Here is a 20,779-nt window from a genome sequence, read left to right as displayed (position 1 = left end):
TGCACAGCGCCATCGGCTATACTACGCCACAAGAAGCAGAGGACGCTTTCTATGAAAACTTAAACGGCCATGATAAAGCAGCCTAAGATTTGAACAAAACACTCTCCGGTAAACCCGGGGCGGTTCAACGACTGGTTGCGCCTGCGCTGCGAGAAGCTGGCAAATCGCGCCCACCCTGAACAATCGACCCGCACGATTGCGGAGATTTTTGAAGATGAGCGCGCCGAGCTGCGCCCCCTGGGGCGGGCTTTTGACGGCTACGTGGAGAAGACGGTGCGAGTCCGTTCCACCTGCCTGGTTCTGCATCACTGAGAGGCCAGTATCAAATGCGCATCACGAAGTTCCCGCATCACAAGGATTTTGCCACCACTCATTACGGTGCGGCCGCCGTCACCCAGGCCCAGATCGAACCGTTCTGCTCAGGCCAGTTCACCAAAGAGGCACACAACCTCATCCTGGTGGGCGGAACCGGGGCGGGCAAAGAGGGGGCTCCGCCCGTTCCGGGCTGAAACACGCCACTGGCGTGTTTCCAAGGCGCCCTTCACCCAATATCGCTATCGCGCTTGGAACCACATTGATCAACAACGGCAAGAAGGCCCACTTCTTCAACGCGGTCGATCGGATCAATGCCCTCCCTCTCATGCATGTAACCATACACTGCCGGGCAGCGGATCAAGGAACAAGCCGATGGTAATGCCGGGAAGATCATCCGGCAACTGTCGGCTCTGGATTGCGTCATCATCGACGAGTTGGGCTATATCGGGCTCCGCCCGTTCACGCCTCAAACCATCCCTCGGATGGTTTGTCGCTAAGCGAACCGACGTTCACTCCCGAAATCCGGCGGCGCACTGCTGTTCCACCTGCCTCTCAGCGAATGCATGCATTCGCCTGCCGGCCAGCGGATCAGCAAGCTCTACGAGAAAACCAGCGTCATCCTCACCGCCAACCTGAGTTCGGGGAATGGGTCGCTGTCTTCGGCCCCTCTCGGCAGCATCTTCCAGATGCGCCTGCCGGGCAGTGGATGCCAAGATGACAACCGCGCTCTTGGATCGCGTCACGCACCACTGCGCCATCATCAAGACCAGCAACAGGTCATACTGCTTCGCGCAGAGCAAACGCCGCACAGAAAAATAACCGCGACGCAGACAAAGTCCTCAGACAGACTCGCTATATGAGGGCGGCCCGCCTGGCGGCTTTGCCACCGAATAGGCGGGTCAAAATCAAACGCTGAAGCCGGGTCAGTTTTGAACGATCATTGACACGCAAATGCAGGAAACACAAGCCAAAACCCAAGTCTTTCGTGCATCTGTCAGCCCTGTCAGCAGATCGGCGATCACCTCGTTCTCGTCCTTCAGCTTCGGGCTGTAGCGATAACAGGTCTCGCTGACGTCAAACGCCCGACATGCCAGCATAATGCTGATGCCCCGTCATTCCAACGCCGTTTCGGCCATCTCGCGGCGCTGAGATGGCCGATATATAATTTTTTCCAAGGGCTTCCTTCAGCAAATCGTTCTGCATGCTCAGGTCCGCATACATCCGCTTCAGTCTGCGGTTCTCTTCCTCCATGGCTTTCATCTGGCTGGCCATGGACGCATCCATCATGCCGCACTCGACCATTATTCTTGAACCAATAGCGAACAAGGTCTCGTTTGGCCCGCCAATTATAGAACGACGCGTTCCCTCTCGGCGATTGCAGGGCAATCACCTGCCGGGCAATGGCATCATGCCCTGTTCGCGGCACAGCTCCGCTACCGGCACACCGCCTTCGGCCTGGCCAGGATCGCAAGGATCTCCGGTTCAGTGTATCTGCTTGTCTTCATTCGAAATCTTCTCGTTCATCCTGCCGAGAAAATTCTACTTTTGCAGCCCCTTAAATTCGGGGGGATTACCCATTCGACCAAATGTTCGTCGCGCTCGCACAAATCTGTGAGCTGGTCACATTCGACGAATGCTGGAACTTCTTTTGTGAGGCCGGTGATGGATCACATTAAGGAACAGAAGCTATAGTCCTAAGGTCGATCAGACAAAAAAACCAGCGTCTATATGAACAAGGAATTTTCAGTAATTGTCGTAGGGGCTGGCTCAGTGTGGCGCCCTTTTTTATGGCTGCTCAGCGGCGCGTGGCCAATGCTTCGTCCCGGCTGTATACGGCTAGGCCCAGCCGTTTTGCCGCAGCTACCGACAAAACGCTGCTGTGCAATCCTTCGGGGTTTTGAAACCGCCGTACGGCGCGCCGGGTTTCTGCGTTCATTTCGCTGGTCACCGGTCCGGTGTATAAACCACGCACGGCAAGGGCCCGTTGCAAGCTGGCGACGAATTGCGGCGTCAGATCTTTTTCACATACCGTTTCAAATACAATCTCCGACCGATCCTTGATGATCCTGGTTTCTGTCTCGGTCCGATAACTGGCGGGCCGCAGCACGGTGCCATCCGGTGAAACTTCGGCAGGCTGAACCAACACCTGTTCCGTCACGGTTTCGACGGTAGCCGGAGTAATATCACTGCTGTAACAGGCATTCGGGTTGGTGTTGGCAGGCGCATCGACCACTTTCAACTCGGGTTCTTGAAACCGGGATACATCGGGCATGGCCATGGGCGCGCAACCGGCCAAGGCCACTATTGCACAGCCGACAATCCCTGCCGTGAAAACCCGATTTCTTGTCATACTGCTCTGCCTCTGGTGGGCGTTTGGCCGCATCATACCCCGTCTGCCGCCCCTGCGGAAGCCACTTATCCACAGATTGGCGGAATCGCACTGGCATCTTGGCGCTTTGCCCACTAGATAACGCGCAAGATTTGCGAAAAGGGAACCCGTGCAGATGGCAAAGATAACCTATATCGAACATGGCGGCACCGAACATGTGGTGGATGTGGCCGATGGGCTGACCGTAATGGAAGGCGCGCGCGACAATGGCATTCCCGGGATCGAGGCCGATTGCGGCGGGGCCTGCGCCTGTTCCACGTGCCATGTGTATGTGCATCCCGATTGGGTTTCCAAATTGCCCGAAAAAGACAGCATGGAAGAAGACATGCTGGATTTTGCGTTCCAACCCGATCCGGCGCGGTCACGTCTGACCTGTCAGTTGAAAGTCACCGACGCGTTGGATGGTCTGATCGTACAGATGCCGGAAAAACAAATCTGATGGCGCTGGCGCAGGCCCTATGTGTCTGCGCCGCCCTTGCTGCGTCACCGGGCGCAGCCGCAAAGATCAGCAGCGCCCGCTATAGCGATCCGACGACGCGTTATGCCCACGGTGTGTTGGGCGATGACGTGGAATTTGCCACACTTGCGGTCACGCTGGACGATGGCAGCCGTCAATCGGCGACATGGCCACCGGGCATGATTTTCGAAGATACCGCGCCCCGGCTGGTCGATCTTACCGGCGATGGCACGCCCGAAGTCATCACCGTTGAAAGCAGCGATATCTTGGGCGCGCGCCTTGCCGTTTGGGGGCTTGATCCCAATGCGCGGCTCGTCCCCCTCGTGGCCTCACCCCCGATCGGACACCGCTTTCGCTGGCTCTCGCCGCTGGGGGCTGCCGATCTGGACGGGGACGGCACCATGGAGATTGCCTGGATCGACCGCCCGCATCTTGCCAAAACCCTTCAGGTCTGGCGCTTTGCAGCCCACGGCGATCAACGCTTCAGCCTTACACCGGTGGCATCCCTTACCGGCCTGACAAACCACCGCATAGGAGAAAACGACATCGCCGGTGGCATCCGTGATTGTGGCCAAGGCCCCGAATTGATCACTGCAGATGCAGATTGGCGCAACGTGATGGCAACGCGGTTGAACAACGCCACCCTATCCACCCGCTCAATTGCGCCGCATACCGACCGGTCCAGCTTTATCAAAACGATGTCGTGTCAGTAACATCTGTTTTTTCTTGCTGAAAATATCCCGGGGGTCTGGGGGCTGGCCCCCAATTGCCCGGGGTCAATCCAGCGCGCGCCACCCGATATCGCGCCGACAAAACCCGCCCGGCCAGTGCACATCATCCACCAGGTCATAGGCGCGATCCCGGGCTTCACGCAATGTGGCACCGCGTGCCGTTGCACCCAGCACCCGCCCCCCATGTGCCGCCATCTGTCCGTCAACCTTGAGGGTCCCCGCATGAAACATCATGGCGAAACTGTCAGCACGCAGCCGATCAAGACCGGCGATCACATCGCCTTTTTCATATGCTCCGGGGTATCCGTTGGCCGCGATAACCACGCACATGGCATGGTCATTGGCCCAATTCACCTGGGCCTTGTCCAGCTGTCCATTGGCGCAGGCCAGCATCAGATCCAGCGCCTGCGCCCCCAGGCGCATCATAAGGCACTGACATTCCGGATCGCCAAAGCGCACGTTGTATTCCACCAATCGGGGTTGACCGTTTTCGATCATCAGCCCGACAAACAGCACACCCTGAAACGGAGTGCCACGGCGCACCATTTCCGCCATCGTGGGGCGTACGATTTGCGCCATGGTCGCCTCGACCACCGCATCGGTCATCACCGGCGCGGGGGAATAGGCGCCCATGCCGCCGGTGTTTGGCCCGGTGTCGCCCGCGCCGACGCGTTTGTGATCTTGCGCGGTGCCGATTGGGAGGACGGTTTCGCCGTCACACAGAACGAAAAACGATGCCTCTTCGCCCTCCATGAATTCTTCGATCACCACCTCGGCCCCGGCATCGCCAAATTCGCCTGCGAACATATCATCCACCGCGGCCAGCGCTGTTGCCTCGTCCAGCGCGACAATCACGCCTTTGCCCGCGGCCAACCCATCGGCCTTGACCACGATTGGTGCGCCTTTTTCGCGGATATAGGCGCGTGCAGGCTCTGCCGCATCAAACCGCGCCCAGGCGGCGGTGGGCGCACCTGCGGCATCGCACACCTCTTTGGTGAACCGCTTGCTTGCTTCCAACTGCGCTGCCGCCTGGCCCGGCCCCAATACCAAAATGCCCGCACTGCGCAGATCATCGGCCACACCTGCGGCCAAAGGGGCCTCTGGCCCGATAATCACGAAATCAATGGCGTTTTCTTCTGAAAACTGCACCACCGCGCCGCCATTCAGAATGTCCAAGGTGGCGCATTTGGCGATCATTGCGATGCCCGCATTGCCCGGCGCCACGATCAAACGGTCGCATCTGGGGTTTTGCAGAACGGCCCATGCCAGGGCATGTTCACGCCCACCGCTGCCTAAAATCAGGATGTTCATGGCGCGCCTCACTTTCGTTTGTGTCCCGGGCGTTCTAGGGTGGAGTTTCCCTGTTCACAAGGCCGCCCTATGTCTGACCTGATTGATGATCCCACCCCCGGCGAAAATGCCCACGAATATACCGTGACCGAAATTGCAGGCGCGGTAAAACGGGTCATCGAGGGCGAATTTGGCCGCGTCCGGGTGCGCGGTGAGGTTGGGCGCGTGTTCAAGGCGCGCTCGGGGCATTTGTATTTCGACATCAAGGATGATCGCAGCGTCCTGGCCTCAGTCACATGGAAGGGTCAGGTTGCCGCCCTGGCCACCGTTCCAGAAGAGGGGATGGAGGTTGTGGCCACCGGCCAACTCACCACCTTTGGGTCGCAATCGAAATACCAACTGACGGTGGATGATCTGCGCCCGGCCGGGGTGGGCGCGTTGATGGCGATGCTGGAAAAGCGCAAGAAAACCCTTGAGGCCGAAGGGCTGTTTGCCGAAGGTCGTAAACGCCCGCTGCCCTATCTGCCACAGGTGATTGGCGTGGTCACATCGCCCAGCGGCGCGGTGATTCGCGATATATTGCACCGCTTGCGCGAACGGTTTCCGCGCCAGGTGTTGATCTGGCCCGTCGCGGTTCAGGGAAAAGACTGTGCGCCACAGGTCGCCCGGGCGATTCGCGGGTTCAATGGCCTTACCCCCGGCGGGGCGATTCCCCGGCCCGATCTGTTGATCGTGGCGCGCGGTGGCGGCAGCATCGAAGATTTGTGGGGGTTTAACGAAGAAATCGTCGCGCGCGCGGCAGCCGAAAGCGATATCCCGTTGATCAGCGCAGTTGGCCATGAAACCGATACGACCTTGATTGATTTCGTTTCCGACAAACGCGCACCCACGCCCACAGCAGCGGCGGAACTGGCGGTGCCGGTGCGTGCCGATCTTTTGGCCCTGGTCACGGGGCAGGGCGCGCGGATGACCGGGGCGTCGGGGCGGATGTTGGCCCAGCGCGGTCAACGGTTGCGCGATGTGTCGCGCGCCTTGCCCCGGCTGGAAAGTCTGCTGGCCCCGGCGCGGCAACGGTTGGATCTGGCCGCCGCGCGCCTGCCTGCGGCCCTGACCCGGCACAGTCAGGGTGCGCGCGCGCGGCTGACCCAGGCGGCGGCGGTGCTGCGACCGGCCACCCTGCGCGCGCGGATGGATAACGATACGCGGCAAATAAACGGATTGGCGGCCCGTTTGGCACCGGGCCTGAACCGCGCCGTCGCGACCCAGGCTGATCGTCTGGCACAACGGGCCAATCGCCTGAGCCCTGTGCCAATCGCGCGTGAAATCGATGCGGGGCGGCGTGATCTGGCCCGGCTGGCCGACCGGATGCAGCGCGCCCAGACCGAACGCCTGGCCTTGGCGCACCGGAAATTGACCGCGCTGGAACGGGTGCGCCTGACCCTTGGCTATGAAGAAACCCTGAAGCGTGGCTATGTGGTGGTTCTGAGTGGGGATGCGGTGATCACCACCAAGGCAGCTGCCGCCAAGGCGCATCCGCTCACCCTGCGTTTTGGCGATGGTGATTATACGGTGGGCACGGCCCCGCCCAAAAAACGCAAACCACCAAAATCGCCCCCCGAACAGGGCGAGCTTTTGTAGATGTTCAGCGCCCAACCCAACGGCCAAGTCTTTGGCAAGCTGTCGGAAATTTGGTTGGCGGCGCGGCGCAAACGCTCTATCCTGCGAAAAGATTTAGCAAAGGAACGAAACCTATGACGCGCCCCATCGTCGGGATTATCGGGAATCACAACCTATTGCACGATCAATATCCGGTAACGGCGGGCGGGTTGATGAATACCGAAGCGGTTGCCGATGTGTCGGGCGCCTTGCCGCTGTTGATCCCGGCCGATCCGCGGTTTGTTTCCGTGGCTGAATTGCTTGAGGCCTGTGATGGATTTTTGCTGACCGGTGGTCGCCCCAATGTGCACCCCGAAGAATACGGCGAAACCCCAACCCCCGCCCATGGTGATTTTGACCGCGCCCGCGATTCGATCACGCTGCCCCTTGTGCGCGCCTGTGTTGAGCGGGGGCAGCCATTTTTCGGGATTTGCCGAGGGTTTCAAGAGGTGAACGTGGCCATGGGCGGCACGCTTGATCCCGAAATCCGCGATCTGCCGGGGCGTGACAATCACCGTATGCCGCCCGATGGCACGCTGGAGGAAAAATTTGAACTGCGCCACACCGTGACCTTCACCGAGGGCGGGCCATTCCATCGTTTGATGGGGTCGCAAAAGGTGCTGACCAATACGTTGCACGGCCAAGGCATTCGCACGCCGGGACAGCGGGTGGTGATTGACGGACGGGCACCCGACACGACGCCCGAAGCGATTTATATCAAGGATGCGCCCGGTTTTTGCCTGTCGGTTCAGTGGCATCCCGAATGGAACGCCGCCAATGATCCGGTGTCGCGCCCCTTGTTCGCCGCCTTTGGGGCGGCCGCCGCAAAATGGGCCATGGGCAAACGTACGCCGGTTGCAAAGGCATCTTGAACCCCGCGTTTTGGCGCGGCGCTTTCGTCAAATGATGAACGTCAAACGCCGATTTTGGGGCCGAGACATACCATCGGTTCATCGCTTTGGCGCGCTTCGTACAGGAAATCGCTTACGTTTTCACCCTCAAACCGGGCGCGCAATCCGCCCTGGCCTTTGAAAAAGGTCCAGCATTGCGGGCCAGTGCCGTCATCATATTCAAAACAGATCTGGGATCCGTTTTCATACCATTCACCCTCTTTGCATTCGCCATCCAGAAACGACCAGCGCACGCGCCGGTTGGGCATGTATTCCTCAACTCCGTATGACACGCCGCCCGAATTGAAATACAGCGTCTTGCCTTGGGTATAGGCATCAAATTCAGGCCCGGTCAGGGGCGTTTCAGCGGCCAAAGGGGTGGCCAGCAGCGCGAACGCGGCGAAAATGAAATGTTTCATACCGAAATCATGGCACAGACATTGCGTTCTTGCCAGACTTGCGATCATGGCCATGCTCACTTCTTTGTCAGGCGGCGGCAGAGCGCACCTTTGGCCGCCACGCTTTGGCACGTTTATCCATGATGCGCCGCCATGCAGGGGGCCAAAGGGCAATCATGCCCATGACAGGTAAGGATCGGGGCAGCATTGGCACGTCTTCGCCGAGGTCAAGCGCGGGATAGGGTTTTGCCGGATTGGTATGGTGATCGGAATGGCGGGGCGCGTTCAACATCATTGCACCGGAATACCAGTGTGGCGCATTCCAGCTGTGGTGTGGGCCGACTGGTTCCAACCGGGTGGGATCAATGGCGCGGCGTTCAAGCCCGTAATGTTGTACATAATCCGAAAGCAACAATTGCGCCTGAGCGAACCCCGCCAGGGCGACATACCAGATCAGCCCAAAAAATCCGCCGATGACGACAGCCAGCCCCATAAACCCGACTGCCCCCAGGATATAGGCGATATAGGGGTGGCGCAGCATCGCAAATTTTTGGCCGCTGCGGGTTAAAACGGATTTCTCCATTTCCCATCCGGCGGCAAACCCATCGGGCCAGGCGCGCGCAAGGAAACTGTAATAAGATTCGCCCAGCTGGGCGGTATTGGGATCATCGCGAGAGGCCACAAACCGGTGATGCACCTTGCGATGAGCCGAGGTGTGATGACCAAACAGCAAGGAAATATACAGCCATTTGCCAACCCGAAACAGCCGCCTGTCAGTCCGATGAATCAGCTCATGCGCGTTCGAATTGCTGACCTGGCCCAACCATAGCCCAACGCCCATGAACAGGCCCAGATGTTGCAACGCAGACAAAGATGTGCCGCGACCCAAAGCATGGACCGCCGCGAACAGTAGAATGAAATGCGCGACCGCCAGCCCAAGAGACAGCGGATTGCCGGTCGGAAACTCACCAGTCGCATCTGGCGGGGCGGCATGATTTACCCGTTTAACCAGATGATCCAGACCGTACACAAGTGCGGTCATCAGCAGTAAACCCAGCCAAACCGCCGACCCACCGAAAAATGCACCGGCCAGTAACGGCAAAACCGGTAAAAGAGTTGCAATGGCAAACAGGCGGGCGGAATCGGGTTTCATGTTTTTCATGATATCAGGCCATAGATGAAAAATCAGTGTATTTTGCGGCATAATTGCAGCGTAAAATGTTTCCGATTGGCGTCAGTGACGGGGGTGTGATGCCTTGATGGGCGGCTTGTGTGTCGCATTTGACGTGGGCGGCGCGGCAACCGGCGGATATGGTGACGGCACAGACAGGAAGGGCGCAATATGGCACTGGATCAACGCAAAGGGGTTTGGAAATCCGGCAAGGGGCGCGGACGTAAAACGCCAAAGGGGCGGCAATTGGATGATGCGGCTTTGGCGCGGGTGCGCGAATTGTTGGGCGATGCCCCACGTCGGCGCGATTTGTTGATTGAATTCATGCATGTGATCCAGGACGCCGAGGGGTGTTTGCACGCAGATCATCTGCGCGCCTTGGCCGAAGAGATGCGCCTTTCGATGGCCGAAGTTTATGAAGTGGCGACGTTTTACGCCCATTTCGACGTAGTGAAAGAGGGTGAAGCGGCGCCACCGGCGTTGACGATCCGGGTTTGTGATTCCCTGTCGTGCGAATTGGCAGGGGCGCAGGCGCTGAAATCTGCGTTGGAGTCCGGGTTGGATGCGGCAGAGGTGCGGGTGTTACGCGCGCCCTGTATGGGGCGATGTGATGTGGCGCCGGTGCTGGAGCTGGGCCACAATCATATTGGTCACGCGACCCTGGAAAAGGTGCAAGAAGCAATTGCGACAGGCGATACGCACTGTCACATTCCCGACTATGAAACCTATGAATCTTACGTTTCGAAGGGTGGATATAGCACATTTGCAACATTATCGGAATCCGGCGATTGGGAGGCCGTGCAGGACAAGGTGCTGGCGTCGGGCCTGCGTGGGCTGGGCGGCGCGGGCTTTCCTTCGGGGAAGAAATGGGGGTTTGTGCGCGGCAATCCCGGCCCCCGTTATCTGGCGGTAAACGGCGATGAGGGCGAGCCGGGCACCTTCAAGGATCGTTATTATCTGGAACGGACGCCGCATTTGTTTCTGGAGGGCATGCTGATCGCCGCCTGGGCGGTCGGGGCAGAAACCTGTTACATTTATATGCGCGATGAATATCCGGCGGTGCTGGAGATTTTGCGCCGCGAAATCGCCGCGCTTGAGGCGGCAGGGGTGGTCGCCCCGGGTTATATCGACCTGCGCCGTGGGGCGGGGGCCTATATCTGTGGCGAAGAAAGCGCGATGATCGAGAGCATCGAGGGCAAGCGCGGGTTGCCCCGGCATCGCCCGCCCTATGTGGCGCAGGTGGGTGTTTTCGGGCGCCCGACCCTGGTGCATAATATTGAAACACTGCATTGGGTTGCGCGGATCTGCCGGGAGGGGCCGGAGATTTTATCATCGGTTGAACGGAATGGGCGCACGGGTTTGCGCAGCTATTCCGTATCGGGGCGGGTTGCGCGGCCGGGCATGTATGTATTGCCAGCCGGATCGACGATTGCCGATATCATCGCGGCCGCCGGGGGCATGGCAGCGGGCCATGTGTTCAAGGCCTATCAACCGGGCGGCCCATCATCGGGGATTTTGCCTGCGAGTATGAACGATGTGCCGCTTGATTTTGATACGTTGCAGCCAATGGGCAGTTTTATCGGATCGGCCGCCGTCGTGGTGTTGAGCGATCGGGACAAAGCGCGCGACGCCGCGTTGAATATGTTACGGTTTTTTGAGGATGAAAGCTGTGGCCAATGCACGCCCTGCCGGGTGGGATGTGAGAAGGCGGTGAAACTCATGCAAGCTGATCAATGGGATGCGGACCTGTTAGAGGATCTGTGCACAGCGATGAGCGATGCGTCGATCTGTGGGTTGGGGCAGGCGGCCCCAAACCCGATTCGCCTGACAATGAAGTATTTCCCGGACGAGGTGTAACCAGACGGAGCGCCTGCGGCGCACAGGATGATTGGTTTGGCGCTTGGGTCGGGCGAAACGCTGACCTGTCAGCCGTTGGCGAAAACTGCCAAGGTAAGAGGGATCGCCTTGAATTCCTTGGCCTTGCCGCCCCGGCGCAATTGTACGGGTTTCGTGATCCAATCGATCCAACGCATTTTATGGCACCACGCGCGGGCCAGACCCCAAATGTTATCGGGATCATTGGCGCGATAGGTTTGTATCGCGGCATTCAGTTCGGGTGTCATGCCACGCCCCACCACCAAGGCGTTGAAAACGAACATCACAAGGTCCATCGCGTGCCCTTGGGGCGTGTTGCGCCGCGCGGCGTAACGTTCAAGATCAAGAAAAGTGATTTTCTGACCGTCCCAACAGATATCCTTGAGTGAGGGGCGGCCATGACTGATCTGTCGTGCATGAAGCGCGGCCAGTGCGCGGCCGGCGGCGTGAAAGGCTTCGATCCGGTCGGCGGTTGTGATCTGTGGATCGCTCAGCAGCGCGTTTAACGGGCGGCCGGAATCGGCGAGGGCGAGAAAATCCGTCCCCTCTGCCAGGATTTTGGGGGCGGGGGCGCGCATCCGGTGCCATTCGTGCAGGGCGTGACGCTCGGCCTTGAACGCGGCGTCGGGGTTGCCCTTTTGCAGCCGCAAAAGCAAACCCGGTGTTTCACGGCGTTTGATCCAGATGGTTTGCCCAGCGTGATCAAGGCGCTGTACGCGCTGCGGATTCGTGGCCAAAGCGGTGGCAATGCGCTGGGTGAGGCTGTCATCATCTGTCATTGGCAAACTATACCGGTGCATTTGCGGTGTTACAAACCTGACGCTCTTCCATCCCGGTTCCAACTGGCTTAGGTCATGGGAAGCCTGAGGAGGGTTGGATGTGTCATTTTTCAACAAGCTGAAAAGTAAGCTGTTCAAAAGCTCTTCCAAGTTGGAAGAGGGCGTGGATGCCATTGTCGAAGACGGTGGTGGACCCGAGCAGTTGCCCGAACCCCAAGCGCCCCCTGTGGCCACGGAGCCCCCTGTCAAAGCCGAAAATCCGCCCGTGCAGACGCCACAGGCATCGCCGGTAAAGCCGGGCCTTTTGGGCCGTTTGGCCGGGCGCGCGACGCCCGAACAGGTGGTGCGGCGCGCGTTGGATGATGAAATGCTGGAGCAGTTGGAAGAACTGCTGATCAGTGCGGATATGGGCGTGGAAACAGCCACCCGTGTGACGGCGAACATGGCCGAAGGGCGGTTTGGCAAACGGTTGTCATCGGGCGAAATCCGCGCGTTGATGGCGCAGGAGATTGCGCGGATAATGGAGCCTGTGGCCCGGCCTATGCCGCTGTATCCCAACCGACCCCAAGTGGTGTTGGTGGTGGGTGTGAACGGATCTGGCAAAACCACGACCATCGGCAAATTGGCCAGCCAGTTCCGCGCGGCAGGCAAATCGGTGGTGATTGCCGCAGGCGATACGTTTCGCGCCGCCGCAGTTGAGCAATTGCAAGTGTGGGGCGAACGGGCCGGAGTGCCGGTGTTGACCGCGCCAGAAGGGTCTGATCCGGCCAGTCTGGCGTTTGATGCGATGACAAAGGCGGGTGAAAGTGGCGCGGACCTGTTGTTGATTGACACGGCGGGGCGTCTGCAAAACCGCGCCGACCTGATGGAAGAGCTGACCAAGATCGTGCGCGTGATCCGCAAAAAAGACCCGACAGCCCCGCACAATACCCTGTTGGTTCTGGATGCAACGACGGGGCAGAACGCCCTGCAACAGGTTGAGATATTTCGCAAACTCGCCGATGTCAGCGGTCTGGTGATGACCAAGCTTGACGGCACCGCGCGGGGCGGTGTGTTGGTGGCGCTTGCCGATCGGTTTGGCCTGCCTATTCACGCCATCGGCGTGGGCGAGCAGATCGACGATTTGTCACCCTTTGACCCCGAAGAATTCGCCGCGGCCCTGACCGGTAGCGCCACAGGAGCAGCGCCCTGACCTGCGCGGTCTTATTGTTCGGCCCGGCGCAGCACCCACAAAACGGTAACGCACATGACAGTGGCCAGAACAGCAAGCGGAATTTGGCCGGTGCCGCAGGCCAACCCGATGGCACCGGCCAACCACATGCCCGCCCCCGTGGTCAGGTTGTGCACCTTGGCGCCCTGTTTGAAAATTGCGCCAGCGGCCAAAAAGGCAACGCCGGCGGTCACCGCCTCGATCAGGCGCAGGGGGTCAACCTGGGTCTGATCGGGGGGGCCGAACGATATGTTGCTGATGCCTTGGGACACGATGACAAACATGCACGCCGCCAGCGAAATCAGAATATGCGTGCGCAATCCGGCGGCTTTTTCGCGCTGCTCCCTCTCAAATCCGATCATCGCGCCCAATATGATGGCAACGGCCAGGCGCAAAGTGGCAATTGCAATCGGAACATTGCCAAATGTGCCACTAAGTTCATCGAGAATTTGATCGAGCATTCTTTGATCCAGTTTCAACAAAATACTGCCTGCTCAACGCTTGTCCCCCCGGCGCGGGTTCCCGCATGAGCGATTGGATCATATCTTTGCAGGGGACCGAGGCCGGCCATCAATGGGCGATGATTCTGGCAATGAGTGCGGCGGTCATCCACGCAGCCTTTGGCGCGCTGCAAAAAGGAATGCACGATCCGTGGTTGACCCGGGGATCGGTTGATTTTTTCATCTTCATTTTCGCGCTGCCCGTGGCGCTGTTTCTGGTGCCCTGGCCCCAGGGGGGTGAATGGGTTTTACTGCTCGGCGCGCTTTGTATCCATTTGATTTACAAGGTTGGCATGGCTTTTGCCTATTCCAAGGGGGCATTTACCGTGGTCTATCCGGTGGTGCGTGGCACCGGGCCGTTGTTTACGGTAATCGGCGCATGGATCATTTTCGGCGAGGTTTTCGCGCCTCTGCAATGGCTTGGGGTTGCAGTTCTGTTAAGTGGAATTTTCGGGCTGGCCGCGTACAATCTCATTCACATCCAATTGCAGCGCGAAACGCTGGTGCCTGCGTTGCTGATCGCCCTGGCAACCGGGGCGATGGTGGCCATTTATACCACCTATGATGCCTATGCGATCCGGGCCACGCCCAATCCGTTTACCTTTCTTGCATGGTTTTTCGTTATCACGGCAATCGATTTTCCGCCCCTTGCGGTTCTGCGCTATCGGCGGATGGTCAAGCCACCGCCGCTGCGGCCGCTGCTGATCAAGGGGGCGATCGGCGCCTGGCTGGCCTTTGGCAGTTTTGGGGCGGTCATGCTGGCCACCCGGCTGGACAAGGTGGGCGAGGCGGCGGTTTTGCGCGAAACATCCACCGTTTTTGCCGCGCTCATCGGCTGGTTGGTGCTGGGTGAAACGGTTGGGCCGCGGCGCATGGCGTTGATGGCATTGATCGCGCTGGGCGCTGTGATAGTTGAGATGGGCGGATAGGAGACCCCATGGCCGATAAAACCATCAACCCGATTCTGAAACAGGTGCTTGAACTGGGGCCGCCCTTGGCGTTTTTCCTGCTGTATCTGAAGATCAAGGAAAACACCTATGTCATGTCGGGGGTCGAATATTCGGGCTTTATCGTGGCGACCTTGGTATTTGTGCCGATCCTGCTGATTGCCATGGGGGTGCTGTGGTATCTGACCGGCAAACTTAGCCGGATGCAGATTTTTACCGCTTTCATGGTCATTTTCTTTGGCGGGCTGACTGCCTGGATGAATGATGAACGGTTTTTCAAAATGAAAACCAGCATCGTTTATGGCTGTTTCGCGGTGATTCTGGGTGTCGGGCTTTTGCGGGGGCGCAGTTATCTGGCCTATGTGATGGCCGAAATGCTGCCGATGAAGGACGAAGGTTGGATGATTCTGACCAAGCGTCTGACGGTGTTTTTTGCCGCCATGGCCTTGGCCAATGAACTGGTGTGGCGCACCATGTCCACCGATGCCTGGGTCAAGATCGAAACATTCGGGTTTCCGATCCTGATGTTTGTGTTTTTATGGACCCAGATCATGGCGCTGCAACCCTATCTTGAGGATGACAGCGCCACAGATACGGCCAAGCCCGACTAGATCATTTGCGTTTGAACAAAAGCTCTTGGGCTTGTTTATCGTCTTGCAGGTTGGCGCGTTTGTCTGCGGCCACGGCGCGGCCCGCACTCACACCCGGGCGCGCGGCCACGACATCCAGCCAGCGTGCCATGTGAGGTTTGTCATCCAGCGTTTGCTGTTGCCCATCCCACAGGCTGGCCCAAGGCCAGATCGCCATATCCGCGATTGAAAAGAAATCACCGGCGACAAATTCATTTTCCGCCAACTGCCGGTCCAACACGCCATAAAGGCGGGCGGTTTCATTGCGATATCTCTCTTTCGCATAGGGCAGATCATGGGGCGGATCCATCGCAGGCGCGTATTTCAGGAAATGATGCGCCTGTCCGGCCATGGGGCCCAATCCACCCATTTGCCACATCAACCATTGATCGACCGCGATACGCTGTCGTTGGGTTTCGCCGCAAAACTGCCCGGTCTTGCGGGCGAGATATTGCAGGATGGCCCCGGATTCAAAAATCGAAATCGGCGCACCATCCGGCCCGTCCGCATCAATGATTGCGGGCATCCGATTGTTGGGCGCAATTTTCAGAAAATCAGGCGCAAATTGATCGCCCTTGCCGATATTGATCAGATGCACGGCATAGGGCAGGCCCATTTCCTCAAGCGCGATTGAGATTTTCCAGCCGTTGGGCGTGGGCCAGTAATAAAGATCGATCGGGGCGGTCATGTGTCTCTCCTTGAATTTGTGCAGAGTGTGTGACTTTGAGCGTGAGGGTGCAAGGGCGACACCGCTTGACCGTGACCGGCGAGGGGCGTATCGGTTTTTCATCGTGGCGCTTTGTTCACCGGATTGCGGGCCACGTAAAATATTCCGCTAAAGAGGTCGGGACAATGGCCCCCGGCGTCCGTGACGGTGGGGGTTTTTGTTGGAAAGGGCACCCCATGACGAAAGAGTGGAACACCCGCACCAAATTGGTGCACGAAGGCACCCGGCGCAGCCAGTACGGCGAGGTGTCCGAGGCGATATTCCTGACCCAGGGGTTCGTTTATGACACCGCCGAAGCGGCCGAGGCGCGATTTTTGCAGCCCGGTAACGATGAATTCATCTACGCCCGCTATGGTAACCCAACCGTGCGCATGTTCGAAGAACGCATCGCCGCATTGGAAGGCGCCGAAGACGGGTTTGCCACCGCCAGCGGCATGGCCGCGGTCAACGGCGCGCTGACGTCGATGTTGCGCGCGGGTGATCATGTGGTCAGTTCCCGCGCCTTGTTCGGATCGTGCCTGTATATTCTTGAAGATATCCTGTCGCGGTTCGGGGTCGAAGTTACTTTTGTCGATGGCACCGATCTGGACGCCTGGCGCACGGCCATGCGCCCCGAAACCAGGGCGGTATTTCTTGAAACCATTTCAAACCCCACGCTTGAGGTGATCGACCTCAGGGCCGTGGCCGAAATTGCCCACAGCGTCGGTGCCACCGTGATTGTCGACAATGTGTTTGCAACGCCTATCTGGAGCCGCGCGTTGGAAATGGGCGCCGATGTGGTGGTTTATTCCACAACCAAACACGTTGATGGCCAGGGCCGGTGTTTGGGCGGCATCATTCTGGGCACGCGCGAATTCATTCGCAAAACAGTTGAACCATATCTGAAACACACCGGCGGTGCGATGTCGCCGTTCAACGCCTGGGTGATGTTGAAAGGGATGGAAACCCTGGATTTGCGGGTGCGCGCGATGACCGACAGCGCCACCCATATCGCCAGTGCGCTTGAGGGCGATTCGCGATTGAACCGCGTGCTGTTTCCGAATCTGCCCAGCCATCCGCAGTATGAGGTGGCAAAGCGGCTGATGAAACGCGGTGGTACGGTTTTGTCGCTGGACATCAAAGGCGGGCAGGGCCCGGCGTTCAAATTTCTCAACGCGTTGAAAATCATGACGATTTCCAACAATCTGGGCGATGCAAAATCCATCGTCACGCACCCGGCCACCACCACCCATCAACGCCTGAGCGATGAACAGCGCGCCATTCTGGGCATAACGCCGGGCCTTGTGCGCGTCAGCATCGGGATTGAGGATCAGGACGATTTGCTTCACGATCTCAAGCAGGCCCTGGATGCAATTTGACCAATGACAAGACAGATTTTGGCGTCGCCAGATGCCGCATTGGCGCGGCGCAAACTGTTGACACCGCGCCCCCATCCGGCCAACCCTGACCCATGATCGACCCGCGCCCCGTTGGATATGTCATTGGCCTGCTTGTGGCCGCCTTGGGCGTGACCATGATTGTGCCGCTTATCGTCGATTTTGTGGCGGGCAACGGCCATTGGCCGGTGTTTCTGGAAAGTGCCGTGATTGTATCCCTGACCGGTGGTCTGATCGCGCTGGGCTGTGCCAATGGGGTGGTTGAACGGATCACGATTCAACAGACGTTCCTGTTGACGGTTGGGGTGTGGGTTGCCTTGCCGATCTTCGGCGCCCTGCCGTTTGTTCTGGGCGCAACGGGGGCCGATCTGACCGATGCAATGTTTGAATCGATGTCGGGGCTGACCACGACGGGATCAACCGTATTTACCGGGCTGGATGATTTGCCGCGCGGATTGCTGTTATGGCGATCAATGCTGCAATGGTTTGGCGGCATCGGGATCATCGTTGTCGCCATGGTGTTCATGCCTGAATTGCGGGTGGGGGGCATGCAGATTTTCCGCTCTGAGGCATTCGATACGCTGGGCAAGATCCTGCCGCGCGCCGCCGAGATTGCGGCGCAGATATCGTGGATTTACGTGGCTTTGACGTTTGTGTGCTTTCTCAGCTATCTGGCGCTGGGCCTGCCAAGTTTCGAGGCGATCAATCACGCCCTGACCACGCTTTCGACCGGTGGATTTTCGACCACCGATCAATCGTTTGGCGCGTTTCAGGGGCCTGCGGAATATGCCTCGGCGTTGTTCATGATTTTGGCCAGCCTGCCGTTCGTGCGGTATATTCAACTGCTGGCGGGGTCGGCGCGGCCAGTGTTGCGCGATGCGCAGATTCGCGGTTTCATCCTGCTGGTGAGTGTTGTGGTTCTGGTGCTGACCGGGTTTCAGATGATCAACCTTGATCGCCCGTCCGAACCCGCGTTTCGCGAGGCGATATTCAACGTCGCATCAATCATCACCGGAACCGGATATGCCAGCGTGGATTACCAACTGTGGGGCAGTTTCGCCATGGTGGTGTTCTTTTTCGTTGGCCTGATTGGCGGATGTGCCGGATCAACCTGTTGTTCGATCAAGATTTTCCGCTATCAAATCCTGATATCGGCGATTTATGCACAGATCCGCCGCATCCATTCGCCTCACGGCATTTTCACCCCCCGATACGAAGGCCGGCCCGTCGAAGATGACGTATTGAGTTCGGTCATGGCGTTTCTGGTTCTGTTCATCGTGTCCTTGGGCGTGCTTTCGGTGCTTTTGGCGATGACGGGATTGGATTTCGTCACCTCCCTGTCAGGTGCTGCCACGGCGATTTCCAATATCGGGCCGGGATTGGGGCCGATCATTGGCCCATCGGGCACATTTGCGCCGCTGAACGATACCGCGAAATGGTTGTTGATCGCGGGCATGTTGATTGGCCGGTTGGAACTGATGGCGGTGTATGTACTGTTCACCGCGATGTTCTGGAAAGGCTGAGAGCGGGGCGCAGGTTTTTCCGCGCCCCACCAAACCCAATCAGCGCCAGCAGCTGACCAGAACTGTCATATCAACCGCGATGTCATTCAGCACGCCGGCCTTGACCGGGCCTGTACGTTCCGCCGCTGTGGCCGCCATGCTGTTGTTTGACAGGAAATCCGCGATGGTTTCCACATCGACGGCAAAGCTGACATCGCCCGGCAGGGCGCGGCCATTCTGATCGACATTCGGCATCAACATGCCCAGAACCGCGCCGCTGGTATCCAGGATTGGCCCTCCCACATCACTGGGTTGCGCGGCCAGATCATAACGTTTGATCGTTTCTTCGCCGCTCAATCCCCGCAAATCGGCCAGCACGCCAAATGTCAGCGAAGGCGCGCCGAGAATGCCGCCATAGGAATAGCCCGACAAAACCACATCCGATTGCAACCGTGGCACGGCGGGCTGAAACCGGGCAAAGGCGCGTGGTGCCAAGGCCTGACTGGGTTCCAATACGGCCAGGCCACTGGCGGGATCGCTGGCCTTCAGGGTGGCCTCGACCTCTTCGTTCAGGGTGATCCGGCTGCAGGATTGAACGGTGTTGGCTGCGGTCAAAACCCGACCGCGCGCATCGACGTAAAATCCGCTGCTGTTCACCTCGGGGCTGCGAATCTCAAGCCCTGCCAAAAGATCGATCCGTTGGTTCTCTGTCGGCTCGCCCACCATGTCATCCATCACCGCGCCGGGCAGGGCAACAAAGCTGCTGGTCATTTCATCAATCACCCGCTGGCGCCGCTTTTCATCGTTCTTGGGCCAGATCAGGGTAAATCCCTTGACCGCGCCATCGCGCACGACGGCCTCGGTCTGGGAGATGAAATCAGGGCCTTCACCGATCAGGGTGAAAGAGTCGCGCCGCTTTTCACGCGCACCCTGTTCGGGCACGATTTCAAGGGTTTGCATGATGTCATATAGCCCAAACAGGGTATCGACATCGCCTTTTTGCGAAATCAGCAATGCCTTGGGCCGGGCGGCACCGTCATGGGCGCCGTAATGGGCAAAGGGCGGTTCATAGCTGTCAAATCCGATCAGCTCCAAAGGCAGATCAATTTCAATGCCCGCCACGTCATCGCGCACCGTTTCCATGCCGATTCCCGCAAGAATCGCGTTATAGGCGGCCAACAATTCCGCCCGCTGTCGGGTGGTCAGAACGCCGGTGGCCTCATGGCCGTTTGCCTGTTGCCAATCGGCCATGCTGGCGCGGGTGCCGCGGCCAAAGGCCCCGTCGATGGCGGCGTTGTAAAAGCCATCCCATTGCAGGGCGATCTGCAGATCCTTACGCTCATCTTGGGTCAGCTGCGCCTCGCTGCGCCGGGCCTCGGCCAGGGTTTCGCCGGTGGGTTCCGGTGGGGCGGGGGCCACGACGGGTTCAGATGGCGTTTGGGTGGGTTGCGCCGGGGCCGGGGCAGGGGCCACAGGCGCGATTGAAGCGCCCGCGCTGCCGATTGGCCAAAACTGGCTGTTGAACGACCGCCCATCGGTTACAAAACTGTCGCGCGGGATCCGGGCCTCGCGTCGCAGCGCGGTGCGCTGTTGGTTGGCTGTGGTTTCATCGAACGGGCCGATGACAATGGCGCGCCAATCGCTGTTGCCCAAACGAAACCCCTGAACATTGGCGATCTGACCGGCATAGGCGGCGGCGCGTTCCTGTGCCGATTGCAAACTGGGCTGTGCTTCGACCTGAACCCAATACTGTTGGGCCAAGGCCGCGTTGGCGAAAAATGTGGCAAAGACCACCAATATCGTTCTGAAAAGTCTTAACATCCGAATCTGCCACACCTTATTTTTACACATACATTTCACAGCGCGGTCAATCAGATCGATATCTTGCCCAAGGTCAAGAAACATTGATGAGAGCAACAGGTGCGATTGACCCTTGT

The 20,779-nt window shown here is 58.8% G+C and carries 19 protein-coding genes, 2 pseudogenes and 1 riboswitch; of the genes and pseudogenes, 12 read left to right on the top strand and 9 right to left on the bottom strand.

What is annotated here, in order from left to right:
* Positions 1-326: 326 nt before the first annotated feature.
* Both C8265_RS14270 and C8265_RS20000 read left to right on the top strand, forming a co-directional pair.
* Entirely contained in the window at positions 327-509 is a 183-nt protein-coding gene (locus tag C8265_RS14270; RefSeq protein WP_108484683.1) for an ATP-binding protein, read from the top strand.
* 168 nt (positions 510-677) lie between these two features.
* Positions 678-1,134, top strand: a pseudogene (locus tag C8265_RS20000) (ATP-binding protein); the annotation flags it as partial.
* Between the two features lie 126 nt (positions 1,135-1,260).
* On the opposite strand, the pseudogene C8265_RS14260 reads toward C8265_RS20000, so the two are convergent.
* A pseudogene (locus tag C8265_RS14260) lies at positions 1,261-1,820 on the bottom strand (transposase family protein); the annotation flags it as partial.
* Between the two features lie 290 nt (positions 1,821-2,110).
* Complete coding sequence (locus C8265_RS14255) at positions 2,111-2,665, bottom strand: peptidoglycan-binding domain-containing protein (protein WP_108484682.1); 555 nt, start codon at positions 2,663-2,665, stop codon at positions 2,111-2,113.
* 154 nt (positions 2,666-2,819) lie between these two features.
* Here C8265_RS14255 and C8265_RS14250 point away from each other — a divergent pair, with 154 nt between their 5' ends.
* Positions 2,820-3,143, top strand: coding sequence for a 2Fe-2S iron-sulfur cluster-binding protein (locus C8265_RS14250; protein WP_108484681.1), 324 nt, complete (start codon positions 2,820-2,822; stop codon positions 3,141-3,143).
* On the top strand, positions 3,143-3,874 hold the full coding sequence (locus C8265_RS14245) for an FG-GAP repeat domain-containing protein (protein WP_240611095.1): 732 nt from the start codon (positions 3,143-3,145) through the stop codon (positions 3,872-3,874). The genes C8265_RS14250 and C8265_RS14245 overlap by 1 nt, the downstream gene beginning before the upstream one ends.
* A gap of 63 nt (positions 3,875-3,937) precedes the next feature.
* Here the strand turns inward: C8265_RS14245 and purD are convergent, their stop codons facing one another.
* Complete coding sequence (gene purD / locus C8265_RS14240) at positions 3,938-5,203, bottom strand: phosphoribosylamine--glycine ligase (RefSeq protein ID WP_108484680.1); 1,266 nt, start codon at positions 5,201-5,203, stop codon at positions 3,938-3,940.
* A gap of 69 nt (positions 5,204-5,272) precedes the next feature.
* Here purD and xseA point away from each other — a divergent pair, with 69 nt between their 5' ends.
* A complete protein-coding gene (gene xseA, locus C8265_RS14235) occupies positions 5,273-6,820 on the top strand; it encodes an exodeoxyribonuclease VII large subunit (RefSeq protein ID WP_108484679.1) in 1,548 nt (515 codons plus the stop codon).
* A 113-nt stretch (positions 6,821-6,933) separates the two neighbouring features.
* On the top strand, positions 6,934-7,710 hold the full coding sequence (locus tag C8265_RS14230; protein ID WP_108484678.1) for a gamma-glutamyl-gamma-aminobutyrate hydrolase family protein: 777 nt from the start codon (positions 6,934-6,936) through the stop codon (positions 7,708-7,710).
* Between the two features lie 41 nt (positions 7,711-7,751).
* Here C8265_RS14230 and C8265_RS14225 read toward each other — a convergent pair whose 3' ends face one another.
* Both C8265_RS14225 and C8265_RS14220 read right to left on the bottom strand, forming a co-directional pair.
* Positions 7,752-8,147: a hypothetical protein gene (locus tag C8265_RS14225; RefSeq protein ID WP_108484704.1), complete on the bottom strand. Its 396-nt coding sequence runs from the start codon at positions 8,145-8,147 to the stop codon at positions 7,752-7,754.
* 67 nt (positions 8,148-8,214) lie between these two features.
* A complete protein-coding gene (locus C8265_RS14220) occupies positions 8,215-9,288 on the bottom strand; it encodes an alkane 1-monooxygenase (protein WP_108484703.1) in 1,074 nt (357 codons plus the stop codon).
* Between the two features lie 180 nt (positions 9,289-9,468).
* On the opposite strand from C8265_RS14220, the gene C8265_RS14215 reads away from it, so the two are divergent.
* Positions 9,469-11,154, top strand: coding sequence for an NAD(P)H-dependent oxidoreductase subunit E (locus tag C8265_RS14215; RefSeq protein WP_108484677.1), 1,686 nt, complete (start codon positions 9,469-9,471; stop codon positions 11,152-11,154).
* Positions 11,155-11,222: 68 nt separating this feature from the next.
* On the opposite strand, the gene C8265_RS14210 is transcribed toward C8265_RS14215, so the two are convergent.
* Complete coding sequence (locus C8265_RS14210; protein WP_108484676.1) at positions 11,223-11,951, bottom strand: BUD32 family EKC/KEOPS complex subunit; 729 nt, start codon at positions 11,949-11,951, stop codon at positions 11,223-11,225.
* Positions 11,952-12,051: 100 nt separating this feature from the next.
* Here C8265_RS14210 and ftsY point away from each other — a divergent pair, with 100 nt between their 5' ends.
* A complete protein-coding gene (gene ftsY, locus C8265_RS14205; protein ID WP_108484702.1) occupies positions 12,052-13,143 on the top strand; it encodes a signal recognition particle-docking protein FtsY in 1,092 nt (363 codons plus the stop codon).
* An 11-nt stretch (positions 13,144-13,154) separates the two neighbouring features.
* On the opposite strand, the gene C8265_RS14200 is transcribed toward ftsY, so the two are convergent.
* Positions 13,155-13,622 (bottom strand): MgtC/SapB family protein, encoded by a 468-nt coding sequence (locus tag C8265_RS14200; protein WP_108484675.1) that lies wholly within the window; start codon positions 13,620-13,622, stop codon positions 13,155-13,157.
* A 65-nt stretch (positions 13,623-13,687) separates the two neighbouring features.
* Here C8265_RS14200 and C8265_RS14195 point away from each other — a divergent pair, with 65 nt between their 5' ends.
* Positions 13,688-14,590: a DMT family transporter gene (locus C8265_RS14195; protein WP_108484674.1), complete on the top strand. Its 903-nt coding sequence runs from the start codon at positions 13,688-13,690 to the stop codon at positions 14,588-14,590.
* An 8-nt stretch (positions 14,591-14,598) separates the two neighbouring features.
* On the top strand, positions 14,599-15,219 hold the full coding sequence (locus C8265_RS14190; RefSeq protein ID WP_108484673.1) for an inner membrane-spanning protein YciB: 621 nt from the start codon (positions 14,599-14,601) through the stop codon (positions 15,217-15,219).
* Between the two features lies 1 nt (position 15,220).
* Here C8265_RS14190 and C8265_RS14185 read toward each other — a convergent pair whose 3' ends face one another.
* Entirely contained in the window at positions 15,221-15,925 is a 705-nt protein-coding gene (locus tag C8265_RS14185; protein WP_108484672.1) for a glutathione S-transferase N-terminal domain-containing protein, read from the bottom strand.
* Positions 15,926-16,018: 93 nt separating this feature from the next.
* Positions 16,019-16,097: riboswitch (SAM riboswitch) on the top strand.
* Between the two features lie 43 nt (positions 16,098-16,140).
* Between C8265_RS14185 and metZ the strand changes: the two genes are divergently transcribed.
* Both metZ and C8265_RS14175 read left to right on the top strand, forming a co-directional pair.
* Positions 16,141-17,322, top strand: a complete 1,182-nt coding sequence (gene metZ / locus C8265_RS14180) for an O-succinylhomoserine sulfhydrylase (protein WP_108484671.1) — start codon at positions 16,141-16,143, stop codon at positions 17,320-17,322.
* 92 nt (positions 17,323-17,414) lie between these two features.
* Positions 17,415-18,863, top strand: a complete 1,449-nt coding sequence (locus tag C8265_RS14175; RefSeq protein ID WP_108484670.1) for a TrkH family potassium uptake protein — start codon at positions 17,415-17,417, stop codon at positions 18,861-18,863.
* 39 nt (positions 18,864-18,902) lie between these two features.
* Here C8265_RS14175 and C8265_RS14170 read toward each other — a convergent pair whose 3' ends face one another.
* Positions 18,903-20,663 (bottom strand): serine protease, encoded by a 1,761-nt coding sequence (locus tag C8265_RS14170; protein ID WP_108484701.1) that lies wholly within the window; start codon positions 20,661-20,663, stop codon positions 18,903-18,905.
* Between the last annotated feature and the right edge of the window lie 116 nt (positions 20,664-20,779).

Source organism: Oceaniglobus ichthyenteri, assembly GCF_003057885.1.
Lineage (GTDB): Bacteria > Pseudomonadota > Alphaproteobacteria > Rhodobacterales > Rhodobacteraceae > Oceaniglobus > Oceaniglobus ichthyenteri.
The sequence above is the reverse complement of the archived record's forward strand: the minus strand, read 5'-3'. Positions and strand labels throughout refer to the sequence as shown.

Bases quoted from the DNA above. Each gene is read 5' to 3' on its own strand.
- C8265_RS14210 (WP_108484676.1), bottom strand. From the start codon at position 11,951: ATGACAGATGATGACAGCCTCACCCAGCGCATTGCCACCGCTTTGGCC.
- C8265_RS14225 (WP_108484704.1), bottom strand. From the start codon at position 8,147: ATGAAACATTTCATTTTCGCCGCGTTCGCGCTGCTGGCCACCCCTTTG.
- C8265_RS14220 (WP_108484703.1), bottom strand. From the start codon at position 9,288: ATGAAAAACATGAAACCCGATTCCGCCCGCCTGTTTGCCATTGCAACT.
- purD (WP_108484680.1), bottom strand. From the start codon at position 5,203: ATGAACATCCTGATTTTAGGCAGCGGTGGGCGTGAACATGCCCTGGCA.
- C8265_RS14200 (WP_108484675.1), bottom strand. From the start codon at position 13,622: ATGCTCGATCAAATTCTCGATGAACTTAGTGGCACATTTGGCAATGTT.
- C8265_RS14230 (WP_108484678.1), top strand. From the start codon at position 6,934: ATGACGCGCCCCATCGTCGGGATTATCGGGAATCACAACCTATTGCAC.
- C8265_RS14245 (WP_240611095.1), top strand. From the start codon at position 3,143: ATGGCGCTGGCGCAGGCCCTATGTGTCTGCGCCGCCCTTGCTGCGTCA.
- C8265_RS14190 (WP_108484673.1), top strand. From the start codon at position 14,599: ATGGCCGATAAAACCATCAACCCGATTCTGAAACAGGTGCTTGAACTG.
- C8265_RS14250 (WP_108484681.1), top strand. From the start codon at position 2,820: ATGGCAAAGATAACCTATATCGAACATGGCGGCACCGAACATGTGGTG.
- C8265_RS14255 (WP_108484682.1), bottom strand. From the start codon at position 2,665: ATGACAAGAAATCGGGTTTTCACGGCAGGGATTGTCGGCTGTGCAATA.
- metZ (WP_108484671.1), top strand. From the start codon at position 16,141: ATGACGAAAGAGTGGAACACCCGCACCAAATTGGTGCACGAAGGCACC.
- C8265_RS14170 (WP_108484701.1), bottom strand. From the start codon at position 20,663: ATGTTAAGACTTTTCAGAACGATATTGGTGGTCTTTGCCACATTTTTC.
- C8265_RS14215 (WP_108484677.1), top strand. From the start codon at position 9,469: ATGGCACTGGATCAACGCAAAGGGGTTTGGAAATCCGGCAAGGGGCGC.
- C8265_RS14195 (WP_108484674.1), top strand. From the start codon at position 13,688: ATGAGCGATTGGATCATATCTTTGCAGGGGACCGAGGCCGGCCATCAA.
- C8265_RS14270 (WP_108484683.1), top strand. From the start codon at position 327: ATGCGCATCACGAAGTTCCCGCATCACAAGGATTTTGCCACCACTCAT.
- C8265_RS14185 (WP_108484672.1), bottom strand. From the start codon at position 15,925: ATGACCGCCCCGATCGATCTTTATTACTGGCCCACGCCCAACGGCTGG.
- xseA (WP_108484679.1), top strand. From the start codon at position 5,273: ATGTCTGACCTGATTGATGATCCCACCCCCGGCGAAAATGCCCACGAA.
- C8265_RS14175 (WP_108484670.1), top strand. From the start codon at position 17,415: ATGATCGACCCGCGCCCCGTTGGATATGTCATTGGCCTGCTTGTGGCC.